At 45.1% G+C, this 16,829-nt stretch carries 19 protein-coding genes; 1 reads left to right on the forward strand and 18 read right to left on the reverse strand.

The window, feature by feature from the left end; all coding sequences use genetic code 11:
* Nucleotides 1–42 precede the first annotated feature (42 nt).
* The 5 genes from OP864_RS01275 to OP864_RS01295 all read right to left on the reverse strand — a co-directional run bounded on the left by OP864_RS01275 (nt 43) and on the right by OP864_RS01295 (nt 2,642).
* Entirely contained in the window at nt 43–1,287 is a 1,245-nt protein-coding gene (locus OP864_RS01275) for an NAD(P)/FAD-dependent oxidoreductase (protein WP_270099509.1), read from the reverse strand.
* 103 nt (nt 1,288–1,390) lie between these two features.
* Complete coding sequence (gene trxA / locus OP864_RS01280; protein ID WP_014373347.1) at nt 1,391–1,687, reverse strand: thioredoxin; 297 nt, start codon at nt 1,685–1,687, stop codon at nt 1,391–1,393.
* Nucleotides 1,688–1,690: 3 nt separating this feature from the next.
* Nucleotides 1,691–1,897: a hypothetical protein gene (locus OP864_RS01285; RefSeq protein WP_270099510.1), complete on the reverse strand. Its 207-nt coding sequence runs from the start codon at nt 1,895–1,897 to the stop codon at nt 1,691–1,693.
* On the reverse strand, nt 1,881–2,321 hold the full coding sequence (locus OP864_RS01290; RefSeq protein ID WP_270099511.1) for a rhodanese-like domain-containing protein: 441 nt from the start codon (nt 2,319–2,321) through the stop codon (nt 1,881–1,883). The genes OP864_RS01285 and OP864_RS01290 overlap by 17 nt, the downstream gene beginning before the upstream one ends.
* A 9-nt stretch (nt 2,322–2,330) precedes the next feature.
* Complete coding sequence (locus OP864_RS01295; RefSeq protein WP_270099512.1) at nt 2,331–2,642, reverse strand: rhodanese-like domain-containing protein; 312 nt, start codon at nt 2,640–2,642, stop codon at nt 2,331–2,333.
* A gap of 338 nt (nt 2,643–2,980) precedes the next feature.
* Here OP864_RS01295 and OP864_RS01300 point away from each other — a divergent pair, with 338 nt between their 5' ends.
* A complete protein-coding gene (locus tag OP864_RS01300; protein ID WP_041329435.1) occupies nt 2,981–3,520 on the forward strand; it encodes a DUF6794 domain-containing protein in 540 nt (179 codons plus the stop codon).
* A gap of 238 nt (nt 3,521–3,758) precedes the next feature.
* Here the strand turns inward: OP864_RS01300 and OP864_RS01305 are convergent, their stop codons facing one another.
* From OP864_RS01305 to OP864_RS01360, 13 genes are all read right to left on the reverse strand, one after another.
* Nucleotides 3,759–6,092, reverse strand: coding sequence for a TonB-dependent receptor (locus tag OP864_RS01305; RefSeq protein ID WP_270099513.1), 2,334 nt, complete (start codon nt 6,090–6,092; stop codon nt 3,759–3,761).
* A 222-nt stretch (nt 6,093–6,314) separates the two neighbouring features.
* Nucleotides 6,315–7,148: a hypothetical protein gene (locus OP864_RS01310; protein WP_270099514.1), complete on the reverse strand. Its 834-nt coding sequence runs from the start codon at nt 7,146–7,148 to the stop codon at nt 6,315–6,317.
* 97 nt (nt 7,149–7,245) lie between these two features.
* A complete protein-coding gene (locus OP864_RS01315; protein WP_270099515.1) occupies nt 7,246–8,538 on the reverse strand; it encodes an LVIVD repeat-containing protein in 1,293 nt (430 codons plus the stop codon).
* 66 nt (nt 8,539–8,604) lie between these two features.
* Nucleotides 8,605–9,360 carry a tetratricopeptide repeat protein gene (locus OP864_RS01320; RefSeq protein ID WP_270099516.1) on the reverse strand — a complete coding sequence of 252 codons (756 nt, stop codon included), beginning with the start codon at nt 9,358–9,360 and terminating at the stop codon, nt 8,605–8,607.
* A gap of 925 nt (nt 9,361–10,285) precedes the next feature.
* Nucleotides 10,286–10,675 (reverse strand): hypothetical protein, encoded by a 390-nt coding sequence (locus OP864_RS01325; RefSeq protein ID WP_270099517.1) that lies wholly within the window; start codon nt 10,673–10,675, stop codon nt 10,286–10,288.
* A gap of 53 nt (nt 10,676–10,728) precedes the next feature.
* Entirely contained in the window at nt 10,729–11,214 is a 486-nt protein-coding gene (locus OP864_RS01330) for a hypothetical protein (protein WP_270099518.1), read from the reverse strand.
* 272 nt (nt 11,215–11,486) lie between these two features.
* Entirely contained in the window at nt 11,487–11,849 is a 363-nt protein-coding gene (locus tag OP864_RS01335) for a hypothetical protein (protein ID WP_270099519.1), read from the reverse strand.
* A gap of 121 nt (nt 11,850–11,970) precedes the next feature.
* Nucleotides 11,971–12,444: a hypothetical protein gene (locus OP864_RS01340; protein ID WP_270099520.1), complete on the reverse strand. Its 474-nt coding sequence runs from the start codon at nt 12,442–12,444 to the stop codon at nt 11,971–11,973.
* An 89-nt stretch (nt 12,445–12,533) separates the two neighbouring features.
* Complete coding sequence (locus tag OP864_RS01345) at nt 12,534–13,145, reverse strand: superoxide dismutase (RefSeq protein ID WP_270099521.1); 612 nt, start codon at nt 13,143–13,145, stop codon at nt 12,534–12,536.
* A 176-nt stretch (nt 13,146–13,321) separates the two neighbouring features.
* The gene (locus OP864_RS01350; RefSeq protein ID WP_270099522.1) at nt 13,322–14,227 is read right to left on the reverse strand and encodes a hypothetical protein; all 906 of its coding nucleotides are present in this window, start codon (nt 14,225–14,227) and stop codon (nt 13,322–13,324) included.
* Nucleotides 14,228–14,231: 4 nt separating this feature from the next.
* Entirely contained in the window at nt 14,232–14,684 is a 453-nt protein-coding gene (locus tag OP864_RS01355; protein ID WP_270099523.1) for a heme-binding domain-containing protein, read from the reverse strand.
* 981 nt (nt 14,685–15,665) lie between these two features.
* Nucleotides 15,666–15,998, reverse strand: coding sequence for a pseudouridine synthase (locus OP864_RS16940; RefSeq protein ID WP_349294429.1), 333 nt, complete (start codon nt 15,996–15,998; stop codon nt 15,666–15,668).
* Nucleotides 15,999–16,117: 119 nt separating this feature from the next.
* On the reverse strand, nt 16,118–16,777 hold the full coding sequence (locus OP864_RS01360) for a hypothetical protein (RefSeq protein ID WP_270099524.1): 660 nt from the start codon (nt 16,775–16,777) through the stop codon (nt 16,118–16,120).
* Nucleotides 16,778–16,829: the final 52 nt, after the last annotated feature.

Consider the following 16,829-nt stretch of genomic DNA (forward strand, 5'->3'; position numbering starts at 1 on the left):
TCAGCAAGAGGAAACAGAGGCGAATGGATAAAAGAGGAACGCCTAAACTTGTTTCCCTTTCATCATGTAATTCCAGTACAAATAGGGAAGCATATACTTCTTGAGCATCCAGAGACGCCAGTGTTCCTTAGCCGAATTAAAGACAAGCATTTGCTTGAGTTTGGGATCGGGAATAAAGTTATTTTTATAATCGAATTCGGCTAGGGCCATTTTTCCGTAGCCGGTAACGAGGGGGCAAGAAGAGTAGCCATTGTATCGTTTGGCGCTAATATCTTGGCCTTTCATGAGGCGGAGAATACTTTCTACCACGATAGGGGCTTGTTTGCGGATAGCGGCCCCTGTTTTGGCGGTGGGCAATTGGGCCACATCACCTAGGCTAAAGATATTGGGAAACTTGACATGTTGCATTGTTTCGATATTCACATCTACCCAACCTGCCTCGGAGGCCAAAACAGAATTTTTGACAAAATCGGGAGCGGTTTGGGGTGGTGCTAGGTGCATCATATCATAATGAATACCCACTAGGCCGTCTTTTTCTTCAATTTTGGCATTAGAGTTTTCATTATAAAGGCTTTTATGATCGGCCATTTCGAACCAAGCGATTTGGTTGGGGCCATCTACCTTAACCAAACGGTGGCCAAAACGGAGATGAATATCTTTGCGGTCTACCACCTTCATCAGGGTTTCGGCGATAGGTTTCACGCCAAAGATCTTAGAGCCAGGAGAGGCAAAAACGATATCTGTTTTATCCTTCAGGCCGGCTTTTTTAAAGTAGTCGGCGGCTAGATACATAATTTTTTGGGGAGCGCCACCGCACTTAATGGGCGTCGTGGGCTGCGTAAAGAGAGCCGTACCGCCTTTAAAGTTTTGGAGGACCTTCCAAGTGTGTTTGGGGTCGGTGTAGTTGCTACAAACCACCCCTTTATCGATCGCTTCAGAGAGGCCTTCCACCAAAGAGCAGTCGATTTTGATACCTGGAGCGACCACGAGGTAGTCATAAGTATAGTCTCCCTCTTTACAGTGGAGTTTATTATTATCGGGATCGAAGCCCGTGGCATAATCTTGGATCCAATCTACGCCAGCGGGGATAAGGCTAGCCATAGGGCGGGCCGTATCCTCATAATTATAAGTATTGGCACCGACTAGGGTCCATGCGGGTTGGTAATAGTGTGTTTTTGCGGGTTCTACTAAGCCGATAGAAAGGCTAGCATTTTCTTTTTTGAGTTGGGAAGAAACCATAATTCCGGCTGTTCCTCCACCGATGACGAGTACCTGATAATGTTTCATAATATATTGGATAGTTGCTGACTGTCTGACTCGGTTAAACTGGGCGTTCCTCTAAGCAGAGCAGGCAGTCATTGGTGAATAGTCAGTGCAAATAATATAAGGCCTAGCTGTGGGTCTTAATTACTTTTTGTAGTTGGTCTGCTGATGCAACACCAGCTTGTTGCCAGAGTGCTTGGCCATTTTTGAACAGCATGATTGTGGGGATAGAGCGGATACCATATTGGGCAGATAATTTTTGGTTTTTATCTACATCAATTTTGATAATGCGGACCGCATCGCCCATTTTATCTTTTACTTCTTTGAGGATGGGGGGCATCATTTTGCAGGGGCCGCACCAGACTGCGTAGAAATCTACGAGTACGGGGGTATCGCCACTAATGATTTCTTGAAATTTGCTCATAACTTATGATTCTTTTAGGTGATTGTTTTTGAGAGAGTAAGGCAGTTGGCAACTGCCTAGACAGGGTTTGTGAAAAATGCCTTGATAGAGAAGGAATAGGCCTAAAATTAGCATCCAGGGGCTATGACTATAGTAGACATCTATAAGGAAGAAGATCGCCATAGTTAAGCGGAGGATGCGCATGAAGGGCCATTTATTTGACCACTTCATAACCTGCTCTTTGCCAAGCCATAATTCCTCCATTGAGGTTATAGACTTCTGTGAACCCTAGGCTTTTCATACGGGCCATAGCGCGACCAGAACGAGCGCCAGAGCGGCAATAGACATAAACGGCTTTTGTTTTGTCTAGTCCTTCAATATTTTGGTCAAAGGCCGAGTCATTCCAATTGATTTTATCGGCTCCTTTGAGGGTACCTTGGGCCCATTCTCCGGGGGTGCGAACATCCACTAATTGAACCTCTGGGCCAGCGGCTTCTACTGCGGCTTTAAAGTCGGCAGCAGAGATATTTTTAGCTAGTTGCGTAGCAGCAGGGCTAGCGGCTTCTTTTTTATCGAGCTCTTGTACTTTTTGGGCTTCTTGGGCATTGCAAGAGACAAAAATAAGAGCGGCTACAAAAAGCGATAGATATTTCATTGTACAGATTTAGAGTTGTTTGTTCAAATTGGTCCAGGCGCCGCCATTAACGGCCTTGATGCCCCAAGCATTGAGTTGATTAGCGGCTTGGCCGGAGCGGTTTCCGGAGCGGCAACAGGTAATGATTGGACCGGGAAGTTGTTTTAATTTTGCTTGAAAGTCGGCCAAATTGCCCAAGGGCATATTGATGCTCCCTTCGATATGGCCCATGCCATACTCCATAGGCGTGCGTACATCAACGATAGGGCAACCCTTTTCAATGGCGTCCTTGACTTCTTGAGGGAGTTCTTGTGGTTTGAACAAAAAATCGAAAAATCCCATTTTATCTTTATTTTTGAGGGTGAAGAGAGCAAAAAGTAGCTGTACTTCTTGCTTTTCTTAACCTAAAATTAAAGCATGCTTGATACTTTATTGGTGACAGTCGTCACATCGAAACAGCGCTAGGCGCTAAAATGGGGACGAGATTTTGGTCTAGACTTCAGAAAATGAGGCAGATAGGGCATTTAAATTAGCAAAATTAAAATGGGGGAATAAAGCCTTGGTCCAAATTTTTTTTCTTTTTTTCTGTCTTTAGCCCTAACCTCTTTAGATTTTTGGCACTATTCTGTAACAGGCTGAGCTTGTCCTGTATTTCTATTCTACTAAAACCAGATTCTAGTATGCGTCCATTTATGTTTTTGATCTTCTCGCTTTTCTTTCTGCCCCTAAGTTGGGGCCAAATAGAAACAGCCTCTGATAGTAGTGGGGCAGAAAAGCGGATGTATATTCGTCGGCAGGTGGGACCTATTGAAAAGCGGATGGATTCGCTTTATCAGCAGCGGATTACCCAAAGAGAAATCAATGGGATTTATATCCCCAGAGACCTTTATGATTGTTTTCGGGTTTTGGATGGGGCCATGGAAGATGACTTTAAGGAGTATTTCATGAGTTTATCTGATGAGGAGGTAGATGCTCGCACCCATGGCAGCCTAGGGCTTTGGATGAAGCACCGTTGGCAATTGATGGAGGGTTCTCGTTTGTCTGATTATTTTAGGAAGATGGGGGTTCCTCATCCGGAGTATGCCGTGGGGATTATTATTCAGACCTATCATAGGAAGTTGCACCAAAGAGATTTGGGGGTCAAGGAGTTGGTCCAGAAGTTTCAGAAGATTTGGGCCAAAAAACAAGAGGAAGAGGCCAAAGCCCTGCTGGGGCAGTAATTTTGGTCCAATTAAGGAAAAGCCCACTGGCCTGAAGGCCAGCGGGCTTTGTTGTTTGGCTGGGGGCGAAGCCCCCAGGGCCCGAAGGGCCAATGGCCCAGCGCTGCGGAGGGGTGGCCGTAGGCCAGACCGAGCTTTTTGAGCAAAGCGAAAAAAGCGAAGGGCCGAGCGAAAAGCGAGCCCCGCAGCATAGCGGCGGCCGCCCCAATAATCAGGGCGGCCGCGGGCCCCAAAACAGCTACTTTTGTCTCCATTTGAAATTCCAACTGATGGAAGGAATGATGGGAAAGAGCGAAACTTTATAAGATTTGAGTTCTAAATTGCCAGAGTCCGCATTTTCCTCGGGCAGGGTGTAAGTGAAAAAGACATTTTTGCGGTTGTAGACATTATAGATCGAGAAAACGAGGGTAGAGCTAAAGCGTTTTTCCTTCTTTTTGTTGAGGCGGAAAGAGGCCGAGAGATCGAGGCGATGGTAGGCGGGCAGGCGGGCCGAATTGCGCAGGCCGTATTCTAGGACAGGGTCGCTACCGATCAGGTAAATGCTTTTGATGGGCGTATAGGGGCTGCCGGAGCCAAAAATGAAGCTAGCACCGAAGTTCCAGCGTTTATAATCATAGCTACCGACAATAGACAAATCGTGTAGGCGGTCGAAGCGAGAGGGATATTGATTGCCCAAAATGCCTTCAAAATCGCGGGTAGAGCGGGCCAAAGTATAGGCAATCCAGCCTGTAAAATCGCCTTTTTGCTTGCGCAAAAACAGCTCTAGGCCATAAGCTTGGCCTTTGCCAGAAATAAACTGTTCTTCTACAACTTGATCGACCGTAGGCGTATAGTTTTCGGCATAATCGAGTTGCTGTCGGAGGTCCTTATAATAGGCCTCTACCGAAAACTCATAGGTATTTTCTTTAAAGTTTTGGAAATAGCCCAGGGCATATTGGATGCCCCATTGTGGCTGCACCAGCTCGCCAGAAGGCACCCATAAATCGGTGGGTAAGGTTGTGGCCGAATTAGCCACCAGATGCACATATTGGCGGCCGATATTGATGCCCGCTTTGACAGAAGAGCGTTCGGTAAGGCTGTATTTTCCACTAATTCGGGGTTCTGGTCCATAAAAGGTTTTGACCGGCTCGAAGCGGCCATAAACCGTACTATCTAGGCTAGAAGTATAGGGCCCCAACTGCTGAAAAAGCGAAAAGCGCAGGCCTGCATTGATTGACAAGCGGTTAGAGATTTTCCAATCATCCAGAATATAAAGCCCCGCCTCTTGGGCATACTTAATAGGGGGCGCAATATCAAAGGCCTCCTCGCCAGAAACGGCCTCGGCAATATTGGGGGTAAATTGGTGGTGGGTATAATCGCCGCCAAACTTAATATGATGCTTGGGGTTGGGATAATAATCAAAGCTCAGTTTTCCGCCCCAGTCGCGGATCCCCGAATTGACAGAAAAGGAAAATTGGTCCTGTCTTCCGCTGCTGCTAAAATCATAATCATTAAAGATAAAACTAGCATTCATAAAGAGTTTATCGCCAAAAAGGTGGTTCCAGCGAACGGTAGAAGTGGCATTTCCCCAATTGAGGCCAAACTCTAGGTCTCGGTCGGGATTATTCAATTTCAGGACATCTCGACCAAAATAGCCGCTAAGATAAATGCGGTCTCTGGGCGAAAGTCGATAATTGGCCTTTAAATTCAGGTCGTAAAAATAGTAATTGGTCCCTTCAAATGGGCTGCCTTTGAGAAAGGGCTGGGCCAAATCAAAGAGGTAAGTTCGGCGGCCAGAGACCAAAAAAGAGCCTTTATTTTTTACAATTGGGCCCTCAAAAGTCAGGCGAGAAGCCACCAAACCGATGCCGCCCTCGGCCCCAAACTTTTGCTTGTTGCCATCTTTCATTTGGATATCGATGACCGAAGAAAGTCGCCCGCCATAATTGGCCGGCATTCCGCCCTTAATCAGGGTAGTATTTTTGATTGCGTCGCCATTGAAGACCGAGAAAAAGCCTAGTAAATGTCCGGCATTATAGACCACCGCCTCATCGAGCAAAAGCAGATTTTGGTCCACTCCTCCCCCACGCACATAAAAGCCCGTATTGCCTTCTCCAGCGGCCAAAACGCCTGGTAAAAGCTGAATCGTCTTTAAAATATCGACCTCGCCCATCAATACCGGCAACTTTTTGATCTGCTCCATGGGCAGGTCAATTGTCCCCATCTGCGTATTATTCACATTGGCATCGCCGCGGACATCGGTCACCACTACGGCCGAATCGAGGGTAATTCCCTCTTCATTGGATAGAGAAAAATCGATCGTGGTATCGGCCTGTAAATTTAGCGAAATGCGTTTTTCGGTATAGCCCGTATAATTTACTCGGATTTCGTATTCGCCAGCCGGCAGGCTCAATGAATAAAATCCGTAGACATTGCTCACCACCCCGGCATTGGCCTGCGGGGCATAAACGGTGGCCGAAATCAGGTCTTCGCCAGAGTTAGCATCTTGAATTTGGCCGCTAATCGTGTATTTTTGGGCCATCAAGCTGGCCATTTGCAGGCAGCAAAATAGGAGGACTAAGGGGAGTTTCATTAGCTATAGTTTTAAGTTTTTTTGGGGCTGCCCCTTCGGGTCGGGCTGTGTCGTGGCTCGCAAGTCTGCTCGGCCCTGCAGTTTTTTCGCTTCGCTTCAAAAACTTGGGTCTGCGGCTTCGCCGCCCCACTTTCCATCCCTCAGCCAAGGCGCTTCGCGCCTTTTTAGACGCAAAAAAGGACCAAAAGCATAACAGCTTTTAGCCCTTGGGGTTTTCTTTCATTAAAACAATATACCTACAGAAAGGTGGGGACGGATCAGCCATTGCTCAGTAGCAATAAGGCTATTGTTAATTTCCATCTCATAAGCGGCCTGAATAAATTGGTAGCCAAAGCCCATATGCCAGCGAATATGTCTTTTGCCCGCAAAGCGGATACCTAGCTCGGGGCGAGCATAAAGCCCTCCTTTGGCGCCAAGCATTCTCCGGCTATCGTTCCACCAACCTGCAGAAGTGGCACTAGTGTCTAGCAAAGCCACATTATAGCCTACAGACAAATTGTAAGTAAAGGCCCAAGGACGATTAGTCTTAAAATCTCCACGGATTTCTGCAAAAAGAGGAATATGGCTAGAAGGCATAAAGCCGTTAGACATCCGCAGCATAGACAGACCAGCGCCAAACATCAAGTTAGGGTTTTTGGCCCAACCTCCAGAAAACTGCATAAAGATACCTACATCAGGTGTACCTGTCTCTGTAATGCTTCCAGGCGTGCCCATATTCAGAAAAAAGTAGCTGCGTTCTGTATAGCTACTATCTCTACAATTTTCTACTCCTCGGTTGTTGACAACAAGAGAGGGCCGTTCAATCCGATCCACTTCGCTTAAGGGATAAACCAACTTGGTCCCTCCTTCAATCTCTACTCGAATATTTCCCTTCTCCCCATAATTGATAATCTTGCAGCGCAATTCGCTGCCATTTTTCAAAATAACAAGATCGGGATAACCATTGTATTCTTTAGTGAGGCGTCTTTCGCTGCGGGGTGCTTTTAGCGCTCCGTCTTGGGCGTAGCTATAGGTCGACAAACAAAGACAGAGCAAAAAAAGGTATATAGTTCGCATAGTTAATTGGAAATAGGGGGCTTAATAGGGCCTTAAAGATGCTAAAAAAGCAGCAAAAACAGAGAAGTGTTTTTGCTGCTCCAAATAAAACAATTCCTTATTCTTCTACCAAAATGCTGCTAATGCGTTGCAATTGGTTGGGGTTGCTAATATCATACTGATAAAAGCCGTCGGGACCAATCACTAGGGCCAAGTCATCAAAGGGAGAAGCAATGACATCATAGGCAGAAAAGCTGGCATCCTGTGCCATGAGGCTGCTACCAATAGCATAATCATCGCTTGCATCAAAGATTTTGAGGCCAGCATCACCATCGCAAAGGTAGAGCAGATTATTTTTCAGGCTCAAGCCATGTGGGTTGTGCATAGGGTGGCTAGTAATTAGCTGAGGATCGCTCAGGTTGCTCACATCTACTACATCTAGCTGGTTATTGTAGCTATCGCAAATTCCACCGCCACGCAAAGTCACATAGGCGCGGTTGCCCTCTACATAAACGGGGTCGCAGGCGGTAGCATGCTCAAAAGTCCCAGTCAGTTGAGGGGCGGCAGGATCGGCTAGGCTATAAATATACATCCCGCTATTGCTTCCGATAAAGAGATTGTTTTCATGTGGGAAAATCGTCTCGATAGTCGCCCAACCAATATTTTGAGGTCCTTGATAGCTCGGATTATCGAGCTGGCTAATATTAAAGACTCTAAGGTTGGCTTCATCTACCGTATACAGATAATCTCCAGTAATCGTAAAACGGGCCATAGAGCCGCCCAGACCTACAGCGGTGGCAGTACGGGCATTGCTTCCGTTACTTCCATTAGAGCTCCCCACCATTACGGGGCTAACTCCCTGGTCTTCTAGCTGAGGGTTCCCCCAGCCGCCAGCCAAGGCATCTAGCTCGCTACAATTTACTTTTCCGGTAACTTCTTCTTTGTGGTAAGCCACCAAAGAGCGCCCCTCTGCATCCTGTCCATAAGTTGGAAAAACGTCCTGATCTCGGTCTAGCAACTGTACATTTTGCCAGTTCGAAATATCAATAGTAAGCAAGTCGGTATAATTATCCGCATAGAGAATATTGCCCTTAATGGCCATATCTAGATTACCAATAATATTGATAAAGCCAATTTTAACGGGTGCGGCAGGATTACTATTATCAAAAACGTGAATCCCTTCTAGTTGCTCATTGATGAGCAAGAAGTTGCGATAGATATAGAGCTTGCCTGGCTTTTTGAGGGGCCGAGCGGGCAGCATCATCACGGGCTTGCGGTAATCCTCTCCATTTAGGTAAATGGGGTCATACTTAATATAAGTAGTAGTGGTCTTACATTGGTCTTTAGTACAACTTCCGAGGCCTAAAATAAGGGCCAGCAATCCGAGGTAAAAAAAGGATTTTAAGTACATAAGTTATCTTGTTTAGTGGGGAGATAAATTTCTCATTTAAACTTTCCTCTAAAACGTTCGTCTTCCTTAATTCGTTGGACTGCTTGCTGCTTTTTGTCGATCTCGGATGCCTTGAATTAAATCTTGGCGGCTCAGTTGTAGCATGGCGGCATAGATTTGCACTTTTTGCGGGCCCATAATGGGAGCCGCTTCTTTAAGCAGGGCATCAACACTTTCTCTCGCTTTTTCTTCTTGGCCCAATAGCAGCAAGCTATGCGATTTCCCCGCCCAATTATCATAGTAGTAAATAATATTTTCTGGCTGTCGGTACTTTTTGCCTTTAGCCAAACGGCCATCAAATAAAGCTAGACTTTTCTCATAGTACTTAAAGGCCGCTACACTATCGCCTTGCAGGTCCTTAAAAAAGCCCAAAGATTGCCAGCCTTCTGCAAATTCAGGTTCTTGAGCTAGACGCTGACGCAGGTATTTTTCGGCCTCGGCCATACGGCCTTCTTGCATTTCTAGGGCGGCCATATTGCTATACAAAAGGCCATAGCTACTATCTTGGGCCAAAGCTTGCTGATAGTAATAGCGGGCCGAATCTAAATAAATTTCTCGCTGTTCTAAGTTGATTGTGGGGTCGGTTTCGGCCTGTGTTTGATAGCGAATACCAAGGTCATTTAGGCGGAGCATTTCCGGACTCGCCTCATAGTTAGGGGGCAACCAGCCCTCTTCTGTATTGAGTTTAGCCGCTTCTTTGGCAGGCAAATTCTGTTGGTCTTGGCAGGCCGTTAGGCCTAAAAGGAGAAGCCCCAAACAAGATATAGATTTGAGCATTTGCATACGTTCTTTTTTTTGCAAAGCTAAATATTATCAGGAGAATAGCCAGCGGTCTTACTCTTTTTTGCGCCTCAGGCCGTACGCTACACTTAAATCCTCCTCCCTTTTCTAGATGTTTATTCGAAGCTTCTTTTTTTGGGGCCTGCCGCCTTCGGCGGCCGGGCCCTTGCAGGGCTCGCAGGTCTGCTCGGCCCTGCGGGCTTCGCCCTAGGTCTGCCGCTGCGCGGCCCCCTTTCAGGCCCCTAGGCCGACGGGCCTTCGGCCCTTTTAACTGTAGGTTGAAACCTACAGCAAGCATGGTATTGCTTCGCAATAATTGATGAATGAGGGTTGAAACCCTCATGAAATTAACTTCTCGGCCATCCTTTGATAAAAATTTCAGGCTAGTCAAGGCATTTTTTAAAGGCATAGCCGTAGCTATGGCTGAGAAAAATAACGTAGAATAGCAGGAAATTAAAACAAAGGATAGAAGTGGCAGGGCTTTCATTTGGCCTTTGCCGACGGGCCTTTTAACTGTAGGTTGAAACCATCGGCCCGTATCATTTATAGCAAACAAGGGCTTTAGCCCGCCAGTTTGCATAGCCCTACAAGCATGGGCTTCAGCCCATGGACCCAAAACCAACTAGTTCTGAAAAGGCTTCTTCTCTCTTCCACTCCCTTTTTCCAAACTCCCAAGAAAAAGTTGAGGGACTACTAATAAGCGGCTATACTTACTGCCCTGGGCTGAAGCCCAGGGTTGCTGACTTGAGCGAACTGACGGAGAAAGTCCTTGTTCGCTTTCATTGCTTCTAAGGACCGAAAACTGCCCAACCGCCGAAGAAAACAGCCAAAAGAAAAAAGACAGCTGAGCGGCCACAACAAGCCCTTTAGGGCGTCTTCGACGACCAACGGGAGTAACCGCCCGCCGAAGGCGGGAGGCCCCTCCTATTTAAACAGATAAATGAACTTCTATCAATAGCCCCTTAGCATCAAATATAAATAACAAATTATCCGCAAGCACCCCTTTTTGCCCTAACTTTCTATACCGAAAATCTTCTTCAAAAAGCAACTGCTCATCACTTAAAAAACGGCAGACCTTTGTGTATGAATTATTTTGGTCAGACTCCATAAAACTCATCGAGATCCTAGCTAGGAGGGATTTGAAAAAAAAGAATTCAAGTCGCCCCAACTTATAAAAAGTCTTCCCTTTTTTAGCAACAGCTTTTTGTATACCCCAAAAAAGAACGAAAGCGTCCTCCTTGACATTGATAGCGTCCTTTTCTTTTGACAAAAGAACGATTTCCTCATAACTACATAAATCAAAACTACTTATCATCAACAGTTTGTAAAATTTAAATTCTAGCAAAAGTACTTAGTTCGCCAAAACACTAGCTATTCAATATACTCATTAGGCATTCCCACATCCTCATATTTTACGTACTTTTCAAACAGATGTATACCTCCTTTCCATTTATACCCATTTTTCTTTGCCATTGACAAAAAAAAGAATAACCTTTTCTCACTGTAGGGCTTATAGCATTCTTTTACCTTATATGGATATAGGCGAACAATATCAAAATAAGCCTTGGCATAATTGTTCTGTACGGCCATTAGCAGTGAAATTGAAACTCCTTTTTGAGGAGCTCTGCTGAGATTGAACAACCTTGCTATGCTATCATATTTGACTTGATTATTCTCCTTAACAGCCTTCATACCTTCATCAAATAATCTCTTGAGATCATATTCATAAACTCTAGATGTATCTCTATCCCCTTGTTTATCAATAAATGATTCTTTAGCGCTTGTTTTATCATCTTTTGGTTGGGTACAACCCAAAAAAGCCATTGTTATCAAAACCAATAAAGTTCGTCTATCCATACTTTAGTTTGTTTCAGGGTCATTTCCATTAGGCTAATCATCTCAGGCGATGAACAGCAGGCGGCGAAGCCGCCATGGCCGAAGGCCAAACGGCCTAGCGATGTGAAAGGGGGCGGCGAAGCCGCAGACCAAGGCCGTCAGGCCGCAGGGCCGAGCAGACCTGCGAGCCCTGAAACGTAGCGCCCGCCAAAGGCGGGAGGCCCCTGCTACACATCAATATAGATGGGGCTATTCATCTGAAGATGGATTCGGCCACTAGTACAAGTAGACATCTATTTTGTTTCAATTCGAGAGAAATTATATTTAGGATTATCTTCAAATAAAGTTAGAGAACAACGACCGTCATAACTGAACCCAAGCATACAACTACTTGACTTACAGATACCCAATTCTCTAGTCGCCACCCAGCTATCTAAGTAAACCGTTTTTCCACGAAAATCATAAGTACCTTCGTTTAAAATCTTACTCCCCTTTCTAAGAGTATAATATCCAGAAGTTTCTATTTCTAAGGTTATTTCGTCAAAAAAATCATTCTGATAACTTCCAACTAAACTTTTGGTCTCAAAAAGACTACATTGGCAAAACAAACCAACGCCCAACAAGCTAATTATCAGTAGCTTAAAAAATTTCTTCATGTTAATCTGTTAGTTTGCACTGCCCTTCTCCAAAATAGAACCCTAGTTTAAAACGGAAGAAAAAGCCCTGTCCTCGAAGAGCAACGAAAATAGGTGCACACAGCAAGCTGTATTTTCAGACTCAATTCAGCAAGAGGTGGTTATTATTAAGTATAGTCTTTAAGTTAATATTTTCATCCTCTAAGGCGCCCTCTATTTTCAAAGATACTAAAATCTTGTAATTACAAATTCTCAAAACACTATAATCAAAGTCAAAAAATTCTACACTTAAATCATAGCTTACTTTATTCATAGGCTCTAACTTAAGTGTGCTTACATGGCTGTCCCAATTTATATTTTCATGGAGTTTTACGGGAGTTAACTCCATGTCTTCAGATAGGTAATAAAATCTAACAGATGCCATTTTGGGACCTAAACTCTCAAGTCTTAAAGGAATAATTATTTCCTGAGAACAATTATTTACAAAGGTCAATCTTACAACCTTAGCATTCTTATCAATTTTAGCGTTAGCAAAGAACTCCAAACACTCCCCATGACTGTAGTTAGGAGAGTGACTACAGAAAGACAAAAGCAAACAAATAAAATAGTTGATCATATTCATCATTTAGTTGAATCTCCCCCCAAAAAAAATAGGCCCATAGCAAAAAACTATAGGCCTATTAAAACAATTATATCTTTGCCAAATTATTTAGCAGCCGCATAACGCTTATTCACTTCCTCCCAATTGATTACATTGAAAAAAGCTTCCACATAGTCGGGACGGCGGTTTTGGTAGTTGAGGTAGTAAGCATGCTCCCAAACATCTAGTCCAAGAATAGGCGTACCTTTGCAACCCGCAGTGTCTACATCCATTAGGGGATTATCTTGGTTAGGTGTAGAGCAAACCTCTAGTTTGCCATCTTTCACGCAAAGCCAAGCCCAACCAGAACCAAAACGAGTTTTGGCCGCAGCAGCAAATTTGTCCTTGAAAGTCTCATAGTCGCCAAATGTAGCTTTGATAGCCTCAGCTACTTCGCCTGTAGGCTCGCCACCACCATTGGGAGACATGACCGACCAGAAAAGGCTGTGGTTGTAGAATCCACCGCCATTGTTGCGAACGCCAGCGCCTGCAGCAGAAACATTAGCGAGGATGTCCTCAATGCTTTTGCCTTCTAAATCAGTGCCTGCAATAGCAGCGTTCAATTTATTTGTGTAGCCAGCATGATGCTTTCCGTGGTGGATTTCCATGGTGCGGGCGTCAATATGTGGTTCTAGTGCGTCATGCGCATAGGGCAATTTGGGCAATTCGAAAGCCATAGTTTTCTTATTTTGTGGGTAAAGTAATTGAATGTTTCGGGCGCTTCGCCCTTTCTTGCGAAGCTATCATTTTTTATACAGAATCTAAACAAGGAGCTAGATTAAAAGTTGGCCGATATGTCCTTAGCTAGATGTTAAAGGCTAAATATCGACTGATTGTCAATAAGATAAAAAAATTATTTTTTTTCTATTTCCTTTTTCTCCGCTTCTAGCGCTTCTATCTCGGCTGTTAATCGGCTAATTTGGTCCTTACTTTTAGCCAGTTTCTGGGCCAGAATATCAGCCGCCCGCCTTTTACTGATTTTTTGAGCCCTTTTTTGCTCGTAGTCCTGAAATTGCGTGGCGATCTGAGCAAAAGCCGCCTCCTTTTTTGCCGCTCGCAGGTATCGCTCATAGGCCGCCGTCTGATCCGCCAAACGACGAGCCCCATCTATGTCGTTATGCTTAAATACTTGCATCAAACTCTGGTCAATCTTGGCCGATTGGGCCAATAACTCCTGCCAAATCGCCTTGGCTCCTCCCCCTATCTGCTGGGCATTTACCCAAGTTGCTAAGGCTTTTTCCGCCTCTTTGGCCTGCTCCTCCGCCAACTCATAATCCTCCTCTTGCTGCCTGAGCTGCGCATCTAGGGCCTGCAGTTTTAATTCCTGACTTTTAAGGGTCAATAACAGCTGCTTATAACGCAAATAATTTGCCGCCAGCTTTTTAAGCGCCACCCGCTGCCCCGACAAAGAAAAACTCCTCTGGCTCTTTGTTTCCACATAATCCCCCGCTCCCTCTTCTATAAAAAAGTTGGGCAACTCACTCAAAGGATCAAGCGGCAAAATAGAAAATGATGCCCCCCAAAGATCTTGCATATTGGCCGGCAAACGCAAGGCGGTGGGCTCCAAATCTAGCCGCCTAAGCCCGCCTTTTGGCCCTTTTAGCTCTAGGCTTTTAGGCGGCTGCTCTCCACAAAAAAGGCCTGTGGGTAGGCCATTTTCAGCTCCCACAGACCAATATAAATAGCCGCTCTGCGCTGCCGCGCCCGAAGCTGCTGTCATCAAAAAGAGGCCTAGCCCCCAACTCAAAAGTCCTTTCATACGGTTATTTCGCTATTTGCTTAAAATAAGCAAGCAGTTCCGCCTGATCCTCCGCCGATAGTTTGGCATCCCCATGGGTCCAAGTATAAGACTTTAAAGGCATTTTCCCCTTTTCCATCTCCTCTACACATTCCTCCAATTTATGCACCTGCTTCTTGGCCTCATAACTGCCCCAAACCGAAAAATTCAAATGCTTGCGCCCATGCTTTATATGGTTGTTGATCCACTGCCCAACCGGAACCACATAGGTGTACCAAGGATATACCGTCTTATAACTGTGACAATCATAACAGGCCGCCTCCAATAAGGCTTTCTGCTTGGCCGTCGGCTGATGAATCGCCATCAAATCCGCTTGCTCATCAAATGTAGGGTTTTCCTTTTGGATTTGGAAAAATTGAGCCACTAAGAGCAAAGCCAAAAAGCCCCAAAGGCCCCTTTTCATCCACTTCTTTTTCATAAGTTTTAATTTAGACTGTTTCTAATTTGTGCAAATATAGAGGTTCTTATATTTAAGAAGCCCTTAGACAACTGTTTTTTAATAAAGTTTAATGTTTAGGGGCCTCCGCTGCGGCTTCGCCTTGCGGCGCTACGTTCCGCAGCTCGCTGTTCGCTCGGCCCTTCGGCGCAAAGCGCCTCGGTCTGGCCCTGCGGGCCACTGCTGCACATCGCTAGGCCGTTTGGCCTTCGGCCATAGGGCGGCAAAGCCGCCTGCTATCACTAAGCGAGTCTGTTTAATATTTTGTGTATGCCCTTTTTGCTGCCTAGGGACAAGCCCCTAGGCTAGCTTTTTCAGACAGCCCTCTAAAGAGGGCCTTTGGATATAGACCTTCTCTGCTACAACTATTGAGCAAGGCCCTCTATATCAGCCTTTGAGGCCCTTGTCAGGGCTGACTCCATTGGATTAGCCTAGGGGCTTGTCCTTAGGCGACTATTGGCATTTTATAGTACCTGTGGGTTGAAACCCACTGCAACAAAAGAGGCCATACTAACTGCTATAAAAATGAGCCGATCGTTAAAATCATCGGCCCATAATGTATTCTAATATAAGGCTTTATTAAAAAAGTTCTTCTCTATTCTCTCTCCCCACCCACAAGAAAAAGTTGAGGGACTAATAATGGCTTTTTTATCCTGACCTAGGGACAAGCCCCTAGGCGACTATGAGTCTATTTAAAATTTTGTAAGGTCTCCTTATGAATTTTCTAGTATATATAGTAGTCGGGGGAAAGCTGGTTATAGCCATGGGCTGAAGCCCATGGTTGTGGATCTATGCAAACTAGCGGGCTAAAGCCCTTGTTTGCTGCTAGCCCTTAGGTTCATTTTCTTATTTCCTAAATAGCCTCAAGAGTAGAAAAGTGAACAAGGACTTTCTCCGTCAGTTCATATGAGCCTTTGAGGCCCTTTAGGGCTGACTCCATTGGATTAGCCTAGGGGCTTGTCCCTAGGCGACTATTGGCATAACTAGTTTACTTCCAGACATAACTAGTTTACTTCCAGACATAACTAGTTTACTTCCAGACATAACTAGTTTACCGCCAGACATAACTAGTTTACCGCCAGACATAACTAGTTTACCGCCAGACATAACTAGTTTACCGCCAGACATAACTAGTTTACTCCCAGACATAACTAGTTTACTCCCAGACATAACTAGTTTACTCCCAGACATAACTAGTTTACTTCCAGACATAACTAGTTTACTTCCAGACATAACTAGTTTACTTCCAGACATAACTAGTTTACTTCCAGACATAACTAGTTTACTTCCAGACATAACTTTTGCCTTTTTTCATTTTGTTACGTTTTTTCAGTTTTTAACAAAACCCTAACATATAGGCCCAAAAAAAGGCGAAAAACCTAAGTTTTTCGCCTTTTGGTTGGCTACAAAAGCGCTTAAAAGCCATCCCAGCCCAAGCGGATGCCCAATTGGGCCAGCAGGGCATCTCTTTGGCCCCAACCAAACTTGATGAAGGTTTGTAGAGAAAAGCTATCTACTGTGCTGCCGCGACAAAGCTCGACAATATGCAGCCATTTGGCATCGCTACCATTCACATTATGGCCCAAATACACCCATTCTTGGCCATAACCCAAACTCAAAAAGCTCTTAAAGGGCGTTCTGCGATTTTGTTTATAAGAAGAATCGAGTAGCCAATGCCCTTTTAGCATAAGAGGAGCCGCCAAAGTAGAGCGGATTTTATTTTTCTTCGGTCCAATGTCTAGACTAAAGGGATAATAGCTCAGTCCCCCCTCCAAAGAAAAGAGAAAGCTTTTTCGATTGCCTGCCCAGACGCTCATATGCAAGCCAGGCAAAACATTAAGGACCTGCCCAATACTTTGGGGTTGGGGGCTAATCGCTTCTTGCCGTTGTTGGTCCCAGCGGTAGGCACTAAACTCTAGTAAAATACTTTGTCCCCAGCCCCAAGCCTTGGGGGCCTCGCCCTCTGGCCAAAGGCTACCACTATAGGTTTTTTTTAGGGCCAAGCTATCGCTTTGGGCCAAAAGTGGGGCAGAAAAAAGGGCAAAAAAAGAAAAGAAGAGGAGGAAATATTTCATAGTTGCTAAAGCGATTTAATAGGCAAAAAAAGGGGCGGCCCATGGCCGCCCC

The organism is Saprospira grandis, assembly GCF_027594745.1.
Taxonomy (GTDB): domain Bacteria; phylum Bacteroidota; class Bacteroidia; order Chitinophagales; family Saprospiraceae; genus Saprospira; species Saprospira grandis.